This window comes from uncultured Winogradskyella sp. (genome assembly GCF_947501905.1).
Lineage (GTDB): Bacteria > Bacteroidota > Bacteroidia > Flavobacteriales > Flavobacteriaceae > Winogradskyella.
The window spans coordinates 345,656-364,380 of sequence record NZ_CANMXL010000001.1; the positions used below are offsets into that span (position 1 = coordinate 345,656).

At 32.2% G+C, this 18,725-nt stretch carries 18 protein-coding genes; 14 read left to right on the forward strand and 4 right to left on the reverse strand.

The window, feature by feature from the left end; genetic code table 11:
- Positions 1-114: 114 nt before the first annotated feature.
- The 3 genes from Q0770_RS01705 to accD all read left to right on the forward strand — a co-directional run bounded on the left by Q0770_RS01705 (position 115) and on the right by accD (position 4,868).
- The gene (locus Q0770_RS01705; RefSeq protein WP_299114053.1) at positions 115-2,619 is read left to right on the forward strand and encodes a BamA/TamA family outer membrane protein; all 2,505 of its coding nucleotides are present in this window, start codon (positions 115-117) and stop codon (positions 2,617-2,619) included.
- Between the two features lie 120 nt (positions 2,620-2,739).
- A complete protein-coding gene (gene fbaA, locus Q0770_RS01710; protein WP_299113369.1) occupies positions 2,740-3,807 on the forward strand; it encodes a class II fructose-bisphosphate aldolase in 1,068 nt (355 codons plus the stop codon).
- Between the two features lie 203 nt (positions 3,808-4,010).
- Positions 4,011-4,868, forward strand: coding sequence for an acetyl-CoA carboxylase, carboxyltransferase subunit beta (accD, locus tag Q0770_RS01715; RefSeq protein WP_299113371.1), 858 nt, complete (start codon positions 4,011-4,013; stop codon positions 4,866-4,868).
- 57 nt (positions 4,869-4,925) lie between these two features.
- Here the strand turns inward: accD and Q0770_RS01720 are convergent, their stop codons facing one another.
- Positions 4,926-5,768, reverse strand: a complete 843-nt coding sequence (locus Q0770_RS01720) for a hypothetical protein (protein ID WP_299113373.1) — start codon at positions 5,766-5,768, stop codon at positions 4,926-4,928.
- A gap of 258 nt (positions 5,769-6,026) precedes the next feature.
- Between Q0770_RS01720 and rpsO the strand changes: the two genes are divergently transcribed.
- Together rpsO and Q0770_RS01730 are read left to right on the forward strand one after the other, a co-directional pair.
- Positions 6,027-6,296 carry a 30S ribosomal protein S15 gene (gene rpsO / locus Q0770_RS01725; RefSeq protein ID WP_299113375.1) on the forward strand — a complete coding sequence of 90 codons (270 nt, stop codon included), beginning with the start codon at positions 6,027-6,029 and terminating at the stop codon, positions 6,294-6,296.
- 212 nt (positions 6,297-6,508) lie between these two features.
- The gene (locus Q0770_RS01730; protein WP_299113376.1) at positions 6,509-8,776 is read left to right on the forward strand and encodes a polyribonucleotide nucleotidyltransferase; all 2,268 of its coding nucleotides are present in this window, start codon (positions 6,509-6,511) and stop codon (positions 8,774-8,776) included.
- 51 nt (positions 8,777-8,827) lie between these two features.
- Here the strand turns inward: Q0770_RS01730 and Q0770_RS01735 are convergent, their stop codons facing one another.
- Both Q0770_RS01735 and Q0770_RS01740 read right to left on the reverse strand, forming a co-directional pair.
- Positions 8,828-9,358: a hypothetical protein gene (locus tag Q0770_RS01735; RefSeq protein WP_299113378.1), complete on the reverse strand. Its 531-nt coding sequence runs from the start codon at positions 9,356-9,358 to the stop codon at positions 8,828-8,830.
- Between the two features lie 5 nt (positions 9,359-9,363).
- Positions 9,364-9,999: an LA_2272 family surface repeat-containing protein gene (locus tag Q0770_RS01740; RefSeq protein ID WP_299113380.1), complete on the reverse strand. Its 636-nt coding sequence runs from the start codon at positions 9,997-9,999 to the stop codon at positions 9,364-9,366.
- 120 nt (positions 10,000-10,119) lie between these two features.
- On the opposite strand from Q0770_RS01740, the gene Q0770_RS01745 reads away from it, so the two are divergent.
- The 9 genes from Q0770_RS01745 to rpe all read left to right on the forward strand — a co-directional run bounded on the left by Q0770_RS01745 (position 10,120) and on the right by rpe (position 17,495).
- Positions 10,120-11,082: a hypothetical protein gene (locus Q0770_RS01745; RefSeq protein ID WP_299113382.1), complete on the forward strand. Its 963-nt coding sequence runs from the start codon at positions 10,120-10,122 to the stop codon at positions 11,080-11,082.
- A 58-nt stretch (positions 11,083-11,140) separates the two neighbouring features.
- A complete protein-coding gene (locus tag Q0770_RS01750; RefSeq protein ID WP_299113384.1) occupies positions 11,141-12,091 on the forward strand; it encodes a hypothetical protein in 951 nt (316 codons plus the stop codon).
- Between the two features lie 31 nt (positions 12,092-12,122).
- Complete coding sequence (locus Q0770_RS01755; RefSeq protein ID WP_299113385.1) at positions 12,123-12,656, forward strand: RNA polymerase sigma factor; 534 nt, start codon at positions 12,123-12,125, stop codon at positions 12,654-12,656.
- A gap of 12 nt (positions 12,657-12,668) precedes the next feature.
- Positions 12,669-13,781, forward strand: coding sequence for a porin family protein (locus Q0770_RS01760; RefSeq protein ID WP_299113387.1), 1,113 nt, complete (start codon positions 12,669-12,671; stop codon positions 13,779-13,781).
- A 47-nt stretch (positions 13,782-13,828) separates the two neighbouring features.
- Entirely contained in the window at positions 13,829-14,239 is a 411-nt protein-coding gene (locus Q0770_RS01765; protein ID WP_299113389.1) for a hypothetical protein, read from the forward strand.
- 129 nt (positions 14,240-14,368) lie between these two features.
- Positions 14,369-15,283 (forward strand): C1 family peptidase, encoded by a 915-nt coding sequence (locus Q0770_RS01770; RefSeq protein ID WP_299113390.1) that lies wholly within the window; start codon positions 14,369-14,371, stop codon positions 15,281-15,283.
- 94 nt (positions 15,284-15,377) lie between these two features.
- Positions 15,378-16,241 (forward strand): RNA polymerase sigma factor RpoD/SigA, encoded by an 864-nt coding sequence (locus Q0770_RS01775; protein WP_008270568.1) that lies wholly within the window; start codon positions 15,378-15,380, stop codon positions 16,239-16,241.
- A gap of 184 nt (positions 16,242-16,425) precedes the next feature.
- Complete coding sequence (locus tag Q0770_RS01780) at positions 16,426-16,836, forward strand: BLUF domain-containing protein (protein ID WP_299113393.1); 411 nt, start codon at positions 16,426-16,428, stop codon at positions 16,834-16,836.
- A complete protein-coding gene (gene rpe / locus Q0770_RS01785) occupies positions 16,833-17,495 on the forward strand; it encodes a ribulose-phosphate 3-epimerase (protein ID WP_299113395.1) in 663 nt (220 codons plus the stop codon). The genes Q0770_RS01780 and rpe overlap by 4 nt, the downstream gene beginning before the upstream one ends.
- On the opposite strand, the gene wecB is transcribed toward rpe, so the two are convergent.
- Positions 17,485-18,585 carry a non-hydrolyzing UDP-N-acetylglucosamine 2-epimerase gene (gene wecB / locus Q0770_RS01790; protein ID WP_299114055.1) on the reverse strand — a complete coding sequence of 367 codons (1,101 nt, stop codon included), beginning with the start codon at positions 18,583-18,585 and terminating at the stop codon, positions 17,485-17,487. The two genes, rpe and wecB, sit on opposite strands and share 11 nt — an antisense overlap.
- Between the last annotated feature and the right edge of the window lie 140 nt (positions 18,586-18,725).

An 18,725-nucleotide genomic window follows, 5' to 3' on the forward strand; every position in this document is an offset into this window, starting at 1 on the left:
CAGTCTTATGAATATCAAAAAAATGCTTTCAATTTGAACCTTAAACGCCACAAACTGGTACTAGAAAAATTAAATTTCAGCTTAGCAAATTTGACTATATGCATTTTTACTTTGATGTTATTAGTTTCTTGTAGTACTGTAAAACGTGTAAAGGATGGCAAATATCTACTTACTGAAAATAAAATTGAGGTTGATGGTAAAGTCACTAATAAAGAACGTATAAATAATATTCCTCTACAGAAACCTAACTCTGGAATTGAATCTTTTCCACTTAAGCTACATGTGTATAATCTTGCACGACCAAATAGAGACTCTATTTTTGAAGCTTGGTTAGATAAAGGTAATAGACGAAAAAGGTTGACCAATACATTATCCAAAAAACAACTTAATAAGCTAAAAAAATCTGTATTAGGCTTTAATTCTTGGTTAAAAAGAATCGGAGAAGCACCAACCATATTAGATGAAGATAAGACGGAAAAAACAAAAAACAGATTACGTGCCTATTACTACAAGCGTGGATGGTTATATAATGATGTAGATTACACTATAGAGCGTGACTCAAACAAACGTGCTAAAGTAAAATACACAGTTACTAAAAATCTTCCGAGTATTTTAGACACCTTAAAAACTACAATAAAAACTCCTGTTGTTGACTCAATTTATAAAGCTAATGTTAGTGCCTCATTACTAAAAGAAGGAGAACAATATGATGAAGACAATTTTACTGGTGAACGCTCTAGAATAAATAAACTTATGCGTAACTCTGGTCTTTACTTTTTTGGTCAAGATTATGTGCGTTTCGAAATAGATACTTTTAAATCTAGAAATACTTTTAATGCTGAGTTGTTTATAGATAATCGTGTTATCAGAAATGAGGATTCAACTAGAACAGAGCCCTTTAAAGTCTATAAAATAAAAGAAGTTAATATTATCACTGATGCTTCTAACGAAAATAGAATTGAGGGCAAAAAAATAACAGACAGCACCACTTATAATGGATATAATCTTTACAGTTTTGATAAACTTAAATTTAAACCTAAGGCTTTGACAGATGCTGTTTTTATAAAAAAGGGAGATATATACAGAGATATTGATCGTACTAGGACATCACGATATCTTAATCAGTTACAAATGTTTAGGTATCCAGGTGTAGATTACATTGCCAACGAAGCTGACTCTACGCTTACTGCTAATATATTTTTATCACCTAGAAAAAAATATGAGTTAGGTTTCTCATTTGATGTCTCTCAAAGCAATATACAAACTGTAGGTTTCGCGTTTAGCACTGGTCTAAAGATTAGAAATATTTTTAGAGGCGCGGAAACTTTAGATATTTCCGCATTAGGATCAATTGGCGCCTCAGATGATGTCAGTGATAGCGATAATACTTTTTTTAATATTAATGAGTTTGGTGGCTCAGTTAGTCTAACTATTCCAAGGATATTTTTGCCTTTCAATACTGAAAAAATCATCCCTAAAGCAATGTCTCCTAGTACAAAAATAAATATTGCTGCAACAAGCCAACAAAATATTGGATTAGATAGACAAACGCTCTCAAGCATTTTTGCTTACAATTGGTTTCCTACCGATAAAGTAACTAATAACTTAGAATTGTTTAATGTTCAATATGTACGAAATCTAAATCCCGAAAACTATTTTGGAGTATACTCTAATTCCTTTAATAGATTGAATGAAATTGCTAGGGACATAGGGTATATAGGCAATAATGATGTGCTTCAAAATCCTCCATCAGACTTTACACCTGCAGATACATTTATCAATGATGTACTAAATGGCAACACTTCACTATCGCAAGGAGATGCAGCCTTTACTGATGTGAATAATATAAATCAGCGCCAAGACCGATTAACAGAGGATAACCTTATTATATCCTCTAATTTCGACTACACAAGAGACACAAGAACTGATTTGTCTGACAATAACTTTTCAAGATTTAAATATCATCTTGAAATAGCTGGTAATTTAGCATCTGGTATTTCTAGTCTGGCTGGCTTGGATAAAAATAATGATGGTCGTTATGAGATTTTTAATGTCCCTTTTTCTCAATATTTCAAAACTGAAATTGATTATGTAAAATATTTTGGTTTAAGAGGAAAGAAAAATGTATTAGCCTTTAGAAGTTATTTTGGTGTAGCTATACCGTTTGGCAATTCAAACAACATTCCTTTTGTAGAAAGTTTCTTTGCAGGTGGACCAAATGACAATCGCGCATGGACAGCTTATAATCTTGGCCCTGGAAGTTCTCAAAACACTAATGAATTTAATGAAGCAAACCTAAAATTACATTTCAGTCTTGAGCAACGCTTTAATTTATTTGGAAATTTTGACGGTGCTCTTTTTGTTGACGCTGGTAATATTTGGAATGCATTTGATAATGTTGAAGATGACCCTGAGTCTACATTTACAAATCTCAAATCTTTAAGAGATATTGCTGTAGGTAGTGGTTTTGGTCTCAGGTACGATTTTACCTTTTTCGTACTCCGTGGAGATATTGGTTTTAAGACGTATGACCCATCATTGCAAATGGGAAATCGTTGGTTTACAAACTATAATTTTGGCAATGCTACTTATAACATTGGCATAAATTATCCTTTCTAAAAAACAACATTATTAACGACATCGTTTTCGTTAATTTATGAGCAAATATGCTTACCAAAGAATAGCTTAATGCTGTAAATTATGTATTTTTGAATACTATAATTATTCAACTTAAATACTATGAGTCATAATATAAAACCAGGTGTAGCTACTGGATACGAAGTTCAAGAGATTTTTAAACTTGCCAAAGAAAAAGGCTTTGCCTTACCAGCAGTAAATGTTATTGGCTCAAATACCATAAATGGTGTTTTAGAAACTGCAAAAGAATTAAATTCACCAGTAATAATCCAATTCTCAAACGGAGGCGCACAATTTAATGCTGGAAAAGGCTTAAGTAATGATGATCAAAAAGCAGCTATCGCGGGTAGTATTGCTGGAGCAAAACATGTACACCTTATGGCAGAAGCTTATGGTGTTCCTGTAATTTTACATACTGATCATTGCGCAAAAAAATTATTGCCTTGGATAGATGGTTTGCTAGATGCTAGTGAAGCACATTTTAAAGAAACTGGAAAATCGCTTTACAGTTCACATATGATTGATTTAAGTGAAGAGCCTCTTGAAGAAAATATTGAAATATGTAAAAAATATCTTGCTCGCATGAGTAAGATGGGGATGACTCTAGAAATAGAATTAGGAATCACTGGTGGTGAAGAAGATGGCGTGGATAACAGCGATGTTGACGAGTCCAAATTATACACTCAACCAGAAGAAGTGGCTTATGCTTACGAAGAATTAAGCAAGATAAGTGACCAATTTACAATTGCTGCGGCATTTGGTAATGTGCATGGAGTATACAAGCCAGGTAATGTGAAATTGACGCCTAAAATTCTTAAAAATTCCCAAGAACATATCACAGAAAAATATAATGTAGAGCACAATCATATAGATTTTGTGTTCCATGGTGGTTCTGGTTCTACTTTAGAAGAAATTAGGGAAGCCATTGGTTATGGTGTTATAAAAATGAATATTGACACTGACATGCAATACGCATTTATGTCTGGTGTTAGAGATTACATGGCAGAGAAAGAAGCTTACTTAGCAGCGCAAATAGGAAGCCCAGACGGACCAGACTCTCCAAATAAAAAACATTATGACCCACGTGTTTGGCTACGTAAAGGGGAAAATGCTTTTGTTGAGCGTCTTAAAAAAGCGTTTGAAGATTTAAATAACGTAGACACCTTATAATTAATATTTTACAAAAAATCATTATCCTGCTTCAATATATATTGAAGCAGGATTTTTTTTATAGAAACGTATATAGCAAAAGCAAATGTTGAGTAGTATAGATAAAATGAGTAATTTTGTACGTTTGAAAAACTCAAACAAAAACTAACTAAATCAATTTTAGGATAACTCTAAAATTGAAAACCCAAAAATCTAAAATCAGCATGGCTTGGTTTAAAAGAAAAGATAAAGGTATTCAGACGTCTACTGAAGAAAAGAAAGACACCCCAAAAGGTCTTTGGTACAAATCTCCAACAGGAAAAATTATTGACACCAAAGAGCTTGAGCAAAATTTTTATGTGAGTCCAGAAGATGGCTACCATGTAAGAATAGGAAGTAAAGAATACTTTGAAATATTATTTGACGACAATAAATACAAAGAACTTGACGCAGGTTTAACTTCGAAAGATCCTTTAAAATTTGAAGACACTAAAAAATATCCAGACCGATTAAAAGCAGCACAAGCAAAAACAAACTTAAAAGACGCTGTTCGTACAGCAGTAGGTAAGTCTAAAGGAAATGACTTGGTGATTGCATGTATGGATTTCTCTTTTATTGGCGGTTCAATGGGGAGTGTTGTAGGCGAAAAGATTGCACGAGCAGCAGATTATGCTTTAAAGAAAAAACTACCATTTATGATTATTAGTAAATCTGGTGGAGCGCGAATGATGGAAGCTGCATTATCTTTAATGCAATTAGCAAAAACATCTGCAAAATTAGCACAATTAGCTGATGCTGGTATTCCTTACATTTCATTATGTACTGACCCAACAACAGGAGGAACAACAGCTTCTTTTGCAATGTTAGGAGACATTAATATTTCTGAGCCAGGTGCTTTAATTGGGTTTGCTGGACCTCGAGTTGTAAGAGATACTACTGGAAAAGAATTGCCTGAAGGTTTTCAAACTTCAGAATTTTTGTTAGAACATGGATTTTTAGATTTTATAACTCATCGAAAAGAATTAAAAAACAAGGTGAACCTTTATATAGATTTAATAAAGAATCAAGCTTTAAGAGCATAAAAAAAGCGAGCCAAATGGCTCGCTTTTTCATTAAAACTCAACTTCAACTAATCAAAACTAATTTAAAGTAATGGTAATCTCAGTACCGTTATTGAAGGTAAAGGATGCTTGATTATCGCAATCACCTTCTCCATAATCAAATATACCTCCAAAATTTGTGCGTTGTACATCTACAGTACCACTAACAAAATAAGTACAAATTACTTCTCTTCGTAATGGTGATGTAACTTCGTATGTATGTGTATTTCCGTTTACAAAAGTCGTTGTCCAATTTCCTGTAACTTCAAAAACGTTATCACTAAAAATACCATTGCCAAAACCTTCAACCCACTCTCTTATTTTTAAACCAGAACGTGAAGCTTGAGCACCATTTGGCCATATTACAGTTAAGTCAAGATTATGAGTAAACTGAGGGTTTCCGTTTTCGTTTTCTTTCTCTTTTAAAATTGTACGGCTTCCTAAAATATTCTTATTGTCAAAGAAGAAATCAATCAAATCATAGGTAATTAAAATTTCTTGCGCTTCTATATCTCTTGTGTAAGAGAATACAATTTGTCCTTTAAGAATATGCCCTCTAACTAAACAGCCCTCAGCACCAAAGTCTATGGTAACTTCTCTAAAGCTTTGTTGCGCCACAACTGTAATTGTAACACAATCAGGTAATGCAGGTGGTTGTACTCTTCCGTTAGGGTAAGCTTCATCAAATTCATAAACCTCTATAACCATATCCTCTAGAGATGAGCTAGCTGCATCAACTTCAGAAGCTCTTGCTAATTCTATAATGTCCTGGGAAGTATCATCAGTTTGTAATGGTTCATCATTATCAGAACAAGAATTAAATGCTAATCCGATAATTAGTAAAGTCAAAATGCTTTTAAAAATCTTATTAAAATTTTTCATAATCAATTTATTTAAGTTAATAATGGTTACTTCAAATACTTTATAATCTTCTGCGCACTAAGACTTTAAGCAAAGTATTCAATATTTTTGTTTGTTAACATGATTTTAAGACCTTGTAGTTTTAAAAAGGTTTAATTCTGTTCATCGAAAACTCTAAATAATTGTATTAAAGACTTGTAAATATTTAATTTTTCCTATATTTGCCGCCTGAAAGAACGACTTTCAGAATACATAACAATCATTTACATAAATATTAGCATGTACGTTACAAAAGAAAAGAAGGCTGAAATCTTCGCAAAACACGGTAAAGGCGCAAATGACACAGGTTCTGCAGAAGGGCAAATTGCATTGTTTACTGCAAGAATTAATCACTTAACTGAGCACTTAAAAAACAATCGTAAAGATTATAACACTGAGCGTTCGTTAGTAAAATTAGTGGGTAAGCGTCGCGCATTACTTGACTACTTAACTAAGAAAGATATCTTGAGATATCGTGCGATAGTTAAAGAATTAGGATTAAGAAAATAATCTAAATATAAAGACCACGCCTAACAGCGTGGTTTTTTGTTATCATATTACGCAATCGGAAGCGCCTAAAATTCGAATTGAAGAAGCTAAATACAGTTTTTCATTGGTCAGACAATAATATTTGTCATTTACAACAACTACACACAACAACACAACGACCATTGTTTAACAAGACTTTGATAGCTAAATATCAAAGCGTGAATTAAAATTTTATGATTCCAAAGACTTACAAAGAGGTCATTGACCTTGGAGACGGTAGAGAGATTTCTATCGAAACCGGAAAACTAGCAAAACAAGCACATGGTAGTGTAGTTGTGCAATCAGGAAAATGTATGCTATTGTGTACAGTAGTTTCTAACTATCATCAAAATGATGTTGACTTTTTACCATTAACTGTAGATTACAGAGAAAAGTTTGCTGCAGCAGGTCGTTACCCTGGTGGTTTCTTCAAAAGAGAAGCAAGACCTAGTGATGGTGAAGTATTAACAATGCGTTTGGTAGACCGTGTTTTACGTCCATTATTCCCAAAAGATTACCATTCTGAGACTCAGGTGATGATTCAACTAATGTCTCATGACGATGACGTTATGCCAGATGCTATGGCTGGTTTAGCAGCTTCTGCTGCTATTCAATTATCAGACTTCCCTTTTGAGTGCCCAATCTCAGAAGCTAGAGTAGCTCGTGTAAATGGTGAATTTGTAATCAACCCAACTAGAGCACAATTAGCAGAATCTGATATTGATATGATGATTGGTGCTTCAGCGGATTCTGTAATGATGGTTGAAGGTGAAATGGATGAGATTTCTGAAGAAGAAATGGCAGACGCTATTAAGTTTGCTCACGAAGCCATTAAGGTACAATGTGCTGCTCAAGTACGTTTAGCAGAAGCTGTTGGTAAAAAAGAAGTACGTGAGTATGATCCTGAGCGTTCTGATGAAGACTTAGCTAAGAAGATTCATGATATGGTTTATGACAAAACATATGCCATTGCAAAAGCAGGTTCTGCAAAGCACGAGAGAGGTGCAGCATTTTCTGAAATTAAAGAAGAAGTTTTCAATTCTTTCTCTGAAGAAGAGCAAGATGATTTAGGAAAACTGATTCATAAATATGTAGCGAAAGCACAAAAAGAAGCGATTCGTAATTTAACTTTAGACGAAGGTTTACGTTTAGACGGTCGTAAGACCACAGATATTAGACCAATATGGTGTGAGGTAGATTATTTACCATCTACACATGGTTCGTCTGTATTTACACGTGGTGAGACTCAAGCGTTAGCCACAGTAACATTAGGAACATCTAGAGATGCTAACCAAATAGATATGCCATCTTACGAAGGTGAAGAACGTTTCTATCTACATTATAATTTTCCTCCTTTCTGTACTGGTGAGGCTAGACCAATCCGTGGCACATCTCGTAGAGAAGTAGGACATGGTAATTTAGCACAACGTGCATTAAAAGGTATGGTACCAGAAGATTGTCCTTACACAGTACGTGTGGTGTCTGAAGTATTAGAATCTAACGGTTCTTCTTCTATGGCAACTGTTTGTGCAGGTACAATGGCAATGATGGATGCAGGTGTACAAATGACTAAACCAGTTTCTGGTATTGCTATGGGATTAATTTCTGATGCTGATTCTGGAAAATATGCGGTTTTATCTGACATCTTAGGTGATGAAGATCATTTAGGCGATATGGATTTTAAAGTAACTGGTACTGCTGATGGTATTACAGCTTGCCAAATGGATATTAAAGTAAAAGGATTAAGCTACGAGATTTTAGTCAATGCACTACAGCAAGCTCGTGATGGTCGTTTACATATCTTAGAAAAATTAACAGATACTATTGCACAACCAAATGCTGAAGTTAAGGAACATGCGCCTACAATGATAACAAGGCGTATCCCTAATGAATTTATTGGAGCCTTAATTGGGCCTGGTGGAAAGGTAATTCAAGAATTACAGAAAGAAACTGAGACTACTATTGTTATAAATGAAGATCCTGTAACAGAAGAAGGTGTTGTTGAAATTCTTGGAGTTGGTAGCGCTGGCATTGATGCTGTAATGGCAAAAATTGATTCTTTATTATTTAAGCCAGAAGTAGGTAGCGTTTACGAGGTTAAAGTCATTAAAATGCTTGATTTTGGTGCAGTTGTAGAATATACTGAAGCACCAGGGAATGAAGTTTTATTACACGTAAGTGAATTGGCTTGGGAACGTACAGAAAATGTATCTGATGTGGTAAACATGGGTGATGTTTTTGATGTAAAATACTTCGGTGTAGATTCTAGAACTCGTAAAGAGAAAGTATCTCGTAAAGCTATTTTACCAAAACCTGAAGGTTATGTAGCTAGACCTCCAAGAGACAACAACCGTAATGGTCGTGATAACAATAGGGGTAGAGATAATCGAGGACGTGATAATCGTAACAGAGACAATCGCAGAGACGATAAAAAACCAAGGGAAGATAAAAAAGAGGATTAATTCTTTTAATTCTTAATATATAAAAAGCCCAACAGTGATGTTGGGCTTTTTTTATTCAACTCTGTTATAAACATGATTTACCGAATAGGCTATACCTGAGCTTAATACAATTAGTAATCCTCCTGCCTGTTCTTTATAACCGTTTAAGATTAAATTATCATCCTTAGTTAATCCTAACTCATATTTCATAATATCATATTCTCCTAAAAGATAAGGAATTCCGGAAACTCTAAAGTTTTGATTTCTTAGTTTTACAAATCCATTATTACGTAATCTATATTTTATAATTCTACTTTTGGCAAGACTATCATTTTTGAAAAAATCAATTTTTAAAAATTTTTGGTTAAGAACACTAATTTTAAATGTTTCAAAACTTGTAGTATCTCTATTCTTTTTCCTCCAATTAATTTCTCCATTAAAAGAATTGTGGTACAATTTAATAGAATCTTGAAGCATATTATTATACGTACCTTCAATTGATTTTATGTCAGAAACTTTTTTCTGATTTTCATTTTTATATCTCTTAATTCCAGCACAACTTAAAAATAAGCTACAGAGTATAATGCAAATAAAATGTTTCATAATTTTTAGCTTTTAAAATTCCAATTAATAAATGGTAGTGAACGTTTTTCATTTTTATTCCACAACCCTATCTGAATGCCTTTTAAATTATTACACTTATTAAATAACCCTATTTGAATACCTTTTACTTGAGTATCAAAATTACCTAACAATGCAACACTCAATCCATTGACTTTAAAATGCTTATTCACTAAAGGTGTAATTGAAACACCATTAATTTGTGTATCAAAACCTCCTGTTAAATTTAACTCTAGACCATTAATGATAGCTGGATCAAGAAAAGCAATACCAAACCTAATACCATTAATTTTATCAAACTTATAGGAATCAAGTTTAGACAAGTCATCTAAAGGTGGATTATGCAAAAAAGGAGGTATTGAATGGATTGCAGTTAAAAATGGAAAAAAAATACTCAAAGGATTTAAACCCAACTCCAATCCATTGACTTTATATGTTTTATCTTCCGAATACCAATATTTAAGACTTAAGCCATTTATTTTTTTAGCTCTTGATGGAGAAAAACTAAATACACTTCTTACCTCAATCGAATCTTTAATTTTAATTTTTTGCTCTAAATTGATTTGAGAAAGACACGTCAATGGAATTAAAATGAACCCAGTTATTAAAAAAAACTTCTTCATAATTTATAATGATTTTAAAATTTAAATCAAAATTATTGCAATAATCACATTCAAAACTTGATTAAGCACGATTATAAAAATTAATTTTTGTGATAATCACAAATATTTATATTTTTAAGCATGTATCAAACCCAATTACTAAAGCATTTAAAAAACGAGTTATCTACAAATGCATCTCTAATAGAAGCTGTAGCAACAGCACTAGATATAAGCTATGATGCCGCACATAGACGTGTTAGCCTAAAAAGTAAACTCTCTATAGATGAAAGCGTATTATTAGCAAATTATTACAACCTATCGTTAGACAAACTATTTGAAACCTCTGACCTAAATGTAGTAGCTGTTGAAAAAACAAAGCATATCGAAAGTGAGCAAGAATTACAGCAGTACTTTAAAGAATCTTATGAGTCTTTACTTCCACTACTCACTCAAAAAGACAGTAGTATTTTATATTCAGCTAAAGACATTCCACTGTTTTATAATTTATCCGGAGACACGCTAAGCCGCTTTAAATATTACGTTTGGCTAAAGTTATTGGACCCATCTTTTGCGAACAAAAGTTTTGAAAATTTTGCTCCAAAACCTGCATTAATTGAAACTGGAAAGCAATTAGGAAGCTTGTATAGTGACTTAAACACTTCAGAAATTTGGGACATTACAACTGTAAATAGTACACTAAAACAAATTCATTTTTATACAAAAGCTGGTCAAGCAAGCTCCAAAACAGCATTAAAAATGTGCCTAGAATTAAGACAACTTATAAACCATATAGAGTTAAAATTAACTAGCTCAAATTTTAAACTATACTATAACGAATTACATTTAATGAATAACAATGTATTGGTTAGTGCACCAAATCTGCAATCGTTGTATGTACCTTTCACATTGCTCTCCTATTATAAAACAAATAACAAGTATACTTGCACTGAGGCAGAGATATTCTTAAATAAGCAGCTACAAAACTCCAAATTATTAAATGCTGCTGGCGAGAAGGAACGGAATACTTTTTTCAATAAAATTTATTCAAAAATTGATGCTCTATATCTGCTTATAGAAGCAACCGAAGTATTAGATTTTGAATAAACCGATAACAAATACGCAACCTTTTTTAACTTTAAAAGACTATAAGTAAATAGTCATCATGAAAAATCACTTTATAGTTTATTTATTACTAGTAATAACATCATGTTCTAATGAAAGTATTGACACAAATGAAGAAGTTAACAATCAAGAACTAACTAATTATATTTTCAAAACCTATAATGTAGGTAACGACCCTAACACTATTATACTAGAAAGGAATTTTACAATTGAAAATGATAAAATCATAAGCTCAATAAATACAAGCACTCAATCAAATAATATTGTGACTACGGAGTATACTTATGAGAATAATCGCATTTCAGAAGTCTCTCGTTACATAGATGGCAGCCTAATTTCAATAAAAAACTTTACTTATAATAATGAAGGAAATCTGTCAGAATATTTAAATGAGAATATTGATAGTAATCAAGATAGTTTTTATAATAAGATTAGCTTTATACACACGGCAGACACCATATATGGAATATCTAATGGCAGTGAAGATGGAATAAACTTTGACATTAACTTTGTAGAAGCTAAAATAGTTTTAGATACAAATAAAAACAAAACATATCAAGAGATTTATGATGTCAATAATGATGAAACATCATATACTGAATATACTTATGATAGCAACAATAATATATTAACGTCCAACAAATTTGAAGAGATAAACGGCACCTTTTTTTCTGTATTATCCTTCTCATACACTTATGAAAACACCATAAATACCCTAGCCAGAATATATGAAGAAACTTATGGAAGAGAACTATTAATGTTATTAAACCAACACAGAGAACTTAATACTTCGGCCTTAAATTATTATGACACAAAATATATCACCACAAACTGTTTTCAATCTGTAACGTCAAGTTTTTTTGGAAATAATCTTTCTGCTGAATTTACAAGTACGGCAAACGAAGATAATTATAGTACCTATAGTGATTATAAAACCCTAGATAGTGGGTCTACTATTTCAAGATTTAGTTATGATTTTATTTTTGAATAAAAACTCAATTAATTATCCTTAGTTTATTGTATTGAATTTAGATAACCTAATAAAACGTTGTAAAAAACAAAAGCTAGACGCTCAGAGTCAACTATACAAGCTGTATAAAGATGACTTATTTATTCTATGCCTTAAATATTGCCGTAATAAAGAAGAGGCACAAGATAATTTACAAGATGCATTTCTTGAAATCTTTCAGAAAATAAAATACTATAAAGGCATTGGTTCTTTTGAAGGTTGGATGAAGAGAATTACTATTAACAAGGCTATAGATAAATACAAAAGTAAACACGAAATTAACTTTGAAATTAATGACAACATTCTAAAAGACACTGAATTTACAATCGAGAATATTGAGGCAATTCCTCTTGAGGACATACTCTTTCAAGTACAAAATTTACCATCTCAATATAGATTAGTATTTACCATGTATGAGTTAGATGATTACAGTCATAAAGAAATTGCTGAGTTGCTTAACATAAGTGAAAGCACATCAAAATCTAATCTACATAGGGCCAAAAAACTTTTACAAACCAAAATACAACGACCTATAAAGGCGTCTTAAATATGCTGAAACATGAATTCAAAAAATAACATCGGCACTCAAATAAAATCAAGGCTAAAGCACTTAAGTGCATCACCTGATGACTCTGTTTGGGAAAATATTGAGAAAGAACTAAAGAAAAAGCGACGTAAACGTATTCTATTTTTCTGGTGGTTATCTTCAGGTTCTTTATTAACAATTGCCTTAGTAACAGCAATATTTTATGGCTATACAACATCTAAAAACCCTCTTCAAGAAAAAACTAATGAAATAAATAAATCTACTACAAAAAAAACTACTAACGAAAATGCAGATTATAATAAACCTAGTGAAAAAACCCTTACTTCAGGTATTTCTAAAGAGCCACAAAAACCTTCAGCATCTAAAAAAACCTATTTATTAGAATCTTTAAATAATAAAAACAACTCATCTAAAGGCACTAATAATCTTGTGAGTAAGAAGAACACTTTTAAAAATTTAGATGAAATAAACAATTCTAGTTCGTCAGTGGATAATACTTTAACTCTGCAAGACATTAAAACTGATGAGGAAGAAGAATTAAAACACACAGTCGCAGAAGTTAAGGTAAAGGAAGACATAAAAAAACCTGAAGAATTAAAAGAGAAACAAAAAGACAGTACAAAGAGTCAAGATTATTCTCGTTGGAGTTTTACACCACAAGGCTTATTATCTTATTACGGCACTTTCAAAAGTAATGCTTCAAATAATACTAACTATAATTATGGATTTTTAGCAAGCTATAAAATGAACTCACAATTTTATGCCAGAACAGGAATTCGATTATTAAACCTGAGCCAAGATATTAATGGACTTACAAGAGAAGTCACCTATTATCAGTTCCCCTTAGAGATAAAATACACTCCTTTTCAATATAAAATTAATCCATATGCAATTGGTGGTTTTAGCTATTATAGTTTAAGAGATTCTAAAACAAATAGTAATACTCTAGACTTTCAAGCTACTGTAGGATTAAATGCTGGATTAGGTGCTGAAATAAAATTATGGAAAAAAACTTTTATCAATTTCGAAAGCATTTTTAACTATCAATTAATGCCATTTTCTAATAAAAATGATGTAAAACCATATATCCTCAATTTAAGTTTGGGTATAGAATATAGATTTTAAAAAGCAACCTTTTTCAAAATTTTACATCTAATTATAAATCAATCACCATGAAAAAAATTAATCTTCTTTTTTTAGCACTCTTTTCACTTATACTTTCTTGTACAAAAGATTCGATAGACGAAAATTTCAAAAATGCTTTTGATTGTGAGTTCGACTCCAATCCTAACTTTATTGGAATCTGCTTAAATGGATCAACTTTAGCATTAAAAAATGAAGTGTTAACCTATGCAAGTAAGTCTACTTCGAACTTTTCTGAAATTTCATGGGAAATAGAATCCGGTAATATGGAAATTCTAAATATTGATGCAAGTGTTGAGAACGGTGTTAACAAATCTATTGCAACTATTCAGTTTAACTCTGATTTTAATGGAGGTAGTATTAGAGTTTTTACGATTGACAGCAATAGTAATGCTTTTGCTGAAATTTCTAATTATGCCATAACACTAGAAACTCAGTGAAACCATTAATCATAAAAACTCGTTCATCTTCATATATTTTAATTCTACTAAGCATTTATGAAAATTATGATACCAAATTTTTTATTTCAATTATTAAAATCAACCTATTTTCTTAATACAAATACGTTAATGTTATTTGTATTAGTAATAACAACTAATTCCTGTAGTAAAGATATAGACGACAATCAACGAATTGATTTAAACAATCAATTTAGAGAAATAATCAAAGATCAATATAAAGCTTCAAACGGAATTATTTATTATACAGGTTGCAATTCTTGTACGAGCGACGGAACATACAGTTTCGATTCAAATAATGTTTTATTAGATTTAGAAATATTAGACGATTTACCAGAGGAGCATGATCTTTCGAACTACTTACCTCCTATTGGAGACCAAGGGAGACAAGGTTCATGTGTGTCATGGGCTAGTACTTATTACCTGAAATCAATACAAAAAAGAATTGAGGCTAGTCCTCCATATAATTTATCTACTATAATGAGTCCCTCATATACTTATAATCAAATTACTGAGGGCATTTGTGAAGGCACACCTATAAATAGCGCTCTAGAAATACTAAAAGACAAAGGCACTACACCTTTACAAATATTCCCTTACTTTGATAACACATGCAGTATACAACCTACAGAGGAACAAGATGAAATGGCAATTGAAAATAAAATAGATAGTTACAAATATCTTTGTGGAGAAAACATGATTTTAGAAATGAAAACGCTTATCGTAGAGGAAACTCCAATATTAATTTCAGTATTCCTAACTTCTGAGTTTGCTAAAACTGATGTTTTGGGACTAACAGCTTACAGAGAACATAATATCGACTTTTCTATACCTGGCGGCTGTCATGCCATGTTAGTAGTGGGTTATTCTGAAGCATATAATGCTTTTAAAGTTGTTAACTCATGGGGTGAAGATTGGGGTGATAATGGATTTGTATGGATAGATTATGCAGCCTTTGATAATGTTTTAGATGAAGAAGCTAATTTTAAAGTAATCAGTACAGCCCTAATTGCAAATGATTTATAAAAAAAATCATCCCTTTTGTAACATTTTTTGTGTTTGCTACGTATAACTATAGCACAACATAACGTTGTTGTAAAAATTGCACACATAAAATTACATGAGACAACTTAAAATCACCAAGCAGGTTACTAATAGAGAAACCGCTTCATTAGACAAATATTTACAAGAAATTGGCAAGGTAGACCTTATTACAGCAGACGAAGAAGTAGAATTGGCACAGCGCATTAAAGCTGGAGACCAAATTGCTTTAGAGAAGTTGACAAAGGCAAATTTACGTTTCGTTGTATCTGTGGCTAAACAATATCAAAATCAAGGTCTAACATTACCAGATTTAATTAACGAAGGTAACTTAGGTTTGATTAAAGCCGCACAACGTTTTGATGAAACTCGTGGTTTTAAATTTATATCATATGCAGTTTGGTGGATTAGACAATCAATCCTACAAGCATTAGCTGAACAATCTCGTATTGTACGTTTACCGCTCAATAAAATTGGTTCTATTAACAAAATCAATAAGACATTTGCCTTTTTAGAGCAAAGTCATGAGCGTCCTCCATCTGCTGAAGAAATTGCTAAAGAATTAGACATGACTATTAACGATGTTAAGGAGTCTATGAAAAATTCTGGTCGCCACGTATCTATGGATGCACCTCTTGTTGAAGGAGAAGATTCAAATCTATACGACGTATTACGTAGTGGAGAGTCTCCAAACCCAGATAGAGATTTGTTACACGAATCTTTACGTACAGAGATAGAGCGTGCACTTGAAACTCTAACACCACGTGAAGCAGATGTTATTCGTTTGTACTTTGGTTTAGGAAACCAACATCCAATGACTCTTGAAGAAATTGGTGAGACATTTGACCTTACTCGTGAGCGTGTAAGACAGATAAAAGAGAAAGCAATTCGTAGGTTAAAACATACCTCGCGAAGTAAAATATTAAAGACTTATTTAGGATAGTAAGCTAAGTGTTTTAATTTTCCATTATTTTTTGTTAGATTACAACACGATTTACGACTAAATTACGGTAACAACAGTTACAAAACATAACTGTTCGTTTTTTGATTGATGAAAGAAACCTCGGCTGATTACTGGGGTTTCACTTTTTTATGTAAATTCAGCTTTACCAAACCCCCAATCAAAAATGAAGGCTATTTGCTACATTAGTAACTTTTCTAAAGATTTAGATAAAAAAAGTATTGACAACCTAGTGCATGATGTCAATAAAAAGAATAGGATTCATGATGTTACTGGTCTTTTAATTATTAAAAACAAACACTTTTTTCAAATTTTAGAAGGAGAAGAAGAAAAGACTAATAATTTATATAAAAAAATTAAAACTGATTTAAGGCACACTGGAGTTATCAAATTGTTAGATACAAAAATTGAAGGAAGACTTTTTAAAGACTATAATAGTGGAGAATTTGAAGTTTTTCAAAAATTCTCAGACATGAAAAAGTTATATTTGTACTTCAATTGGATAAAAAATGCAGACTATTTACCTGCAGATGAAATAATTAAATTAACTACCAACTTTTTAAACAATAACAAATGAGTAAATGTCTAATAGCACCTTCAATGCTAGCTGCAGATTTCGGTAATCTTCAACGTGATACAGAAATGGTTAATAATAGTGATGCCGATTGGTTTCACATTGATGTTATGGACGGACATTTTGTACCAAACATTTCTTATGGAATGCCAGTAATAGCTGCTATTAAAAAACATGCTACAAAACCATTAGATGTACACTTGATGATAGAAAAACCTGAGCGTTATATTGAAGAGTTTGCAAAAGTTGGTGTAGATATTATTACGGTACATCACGAAAGCACCGTACACCTTCACAGAACACTAAGGCAAATAAAAGCTGCAGGTTGTAAAGCTGGAATTGTTTTAAACCTAACAACACCTGTTTCTGTTTTAGAAGACATTTTACCAGAATGTTATATGGTATTATTAATGTCTATAAACCCTGGTTTTGGTGGGCAAAAATTTGAAGACATCACTTATAACCGTGTAAAGAAGCTTCGTAAAATGATTGACGAGCAAGGTTTGGATACATTAATAGAGATTGATGGCGGTGTAACTGACCAAAACATAAAAAAACTAGCTGATGCTGGCGCCAATGTTTTTGTAGCTGGAAGTCACGTTTTTAAAAGTGATAATCAGCCAGAAACTATCTCTAATTTAAAGCGTTTGGCTAATTCTTAATTAGTTTTTTAGTAATTACATTAACAATACGCTCAGCAGTTTTGCCATCCCAAAACGGAATGGATTGTGTCTGTTTCCATTGACCTTTAAAAAGCATATCTAAATAGGGTTTTAAATTTTCAGGATTTGTACCTACCAACTCGTTTGTACCTAGTTGAATAGTTTCTGGTCGTTCTGTATTGTCTCTAAGCGTTAAACACGGTATATTCATAATAGAGGTTTCCTCTGTTATGCCTCCGGAATCCGTAATTACTGCTTTAGAATGCTGGACTAGATAATTGAACTCTAAATAACTCAAAGGCTCAACAATGCAAAGGCGCTTAGTATCTACATCTAACTGAGATAATATTTTTTGCGTTCTAGGATGTGCCGGAAATACAATTGGTAAGTCTTTAGTCTGATTCAAAATTTCATTCAACATCACTTCAAGATTATGCTCTTCATCAACATTTGCAGGACGATGCATGGTTAAAACAATATACTGTTGAGCTTTAAGATTTAAAGCCTTCCAAATTGAAGGTTTATAAAATCTATTTTTATTATTCAAAAGTGTATCTATCATGGTGTTTCCAACCAAAAACAGTTGATTCTCGGCTTTACCTTCTTCTAATAAATTTTTATTTGCTAATTCTGAAGTTGTGAAGAAGTAATCAGCTATACTATCAGTCACAATCCTGTTTACTTCCTCAGGCATTGTCATATCGCCAGAGCGAATTCCACCTTCGACATGAGCGACTTCTACATTAAGCTTTTTAGCCACAAGAGTACATGCCATTGTAGAGGTCACATCACCAACAACTATGACCAAATCAGCGGGGAAGCTATTTAACTCTTTTTCAAAAGCTAATAATATACTTGCCGTTTGTTCAGCTTGAGTTCCGCCAGCACATTCAAGATTGGTGTTAGGCTCGGGGATAGCTAATTGTTCAAAAAAACTTTGGGACATGTTTTTATCGTAATGCTGCCCTGTATGTACCAATCGATAACTTAAATCTACCCCATCATCTTTCGCTTTATTTAAAGCACTTATAATAGGTGCAATCTTCATAAAATTTGGACGTGCTCCTGCTACTATTGTAATTCTATACATATTGGACTTTAGGCTGAAAAATTTAAGTTCTTTCAAATTTACACTTTTAGAACAACTATGTCGCCTACAAATAAAAAAACCAGAGGATTTCTCCTCTGGCTCATTTTTGGTGAAAATTGAAGTCTTAATTAAATCCCCAA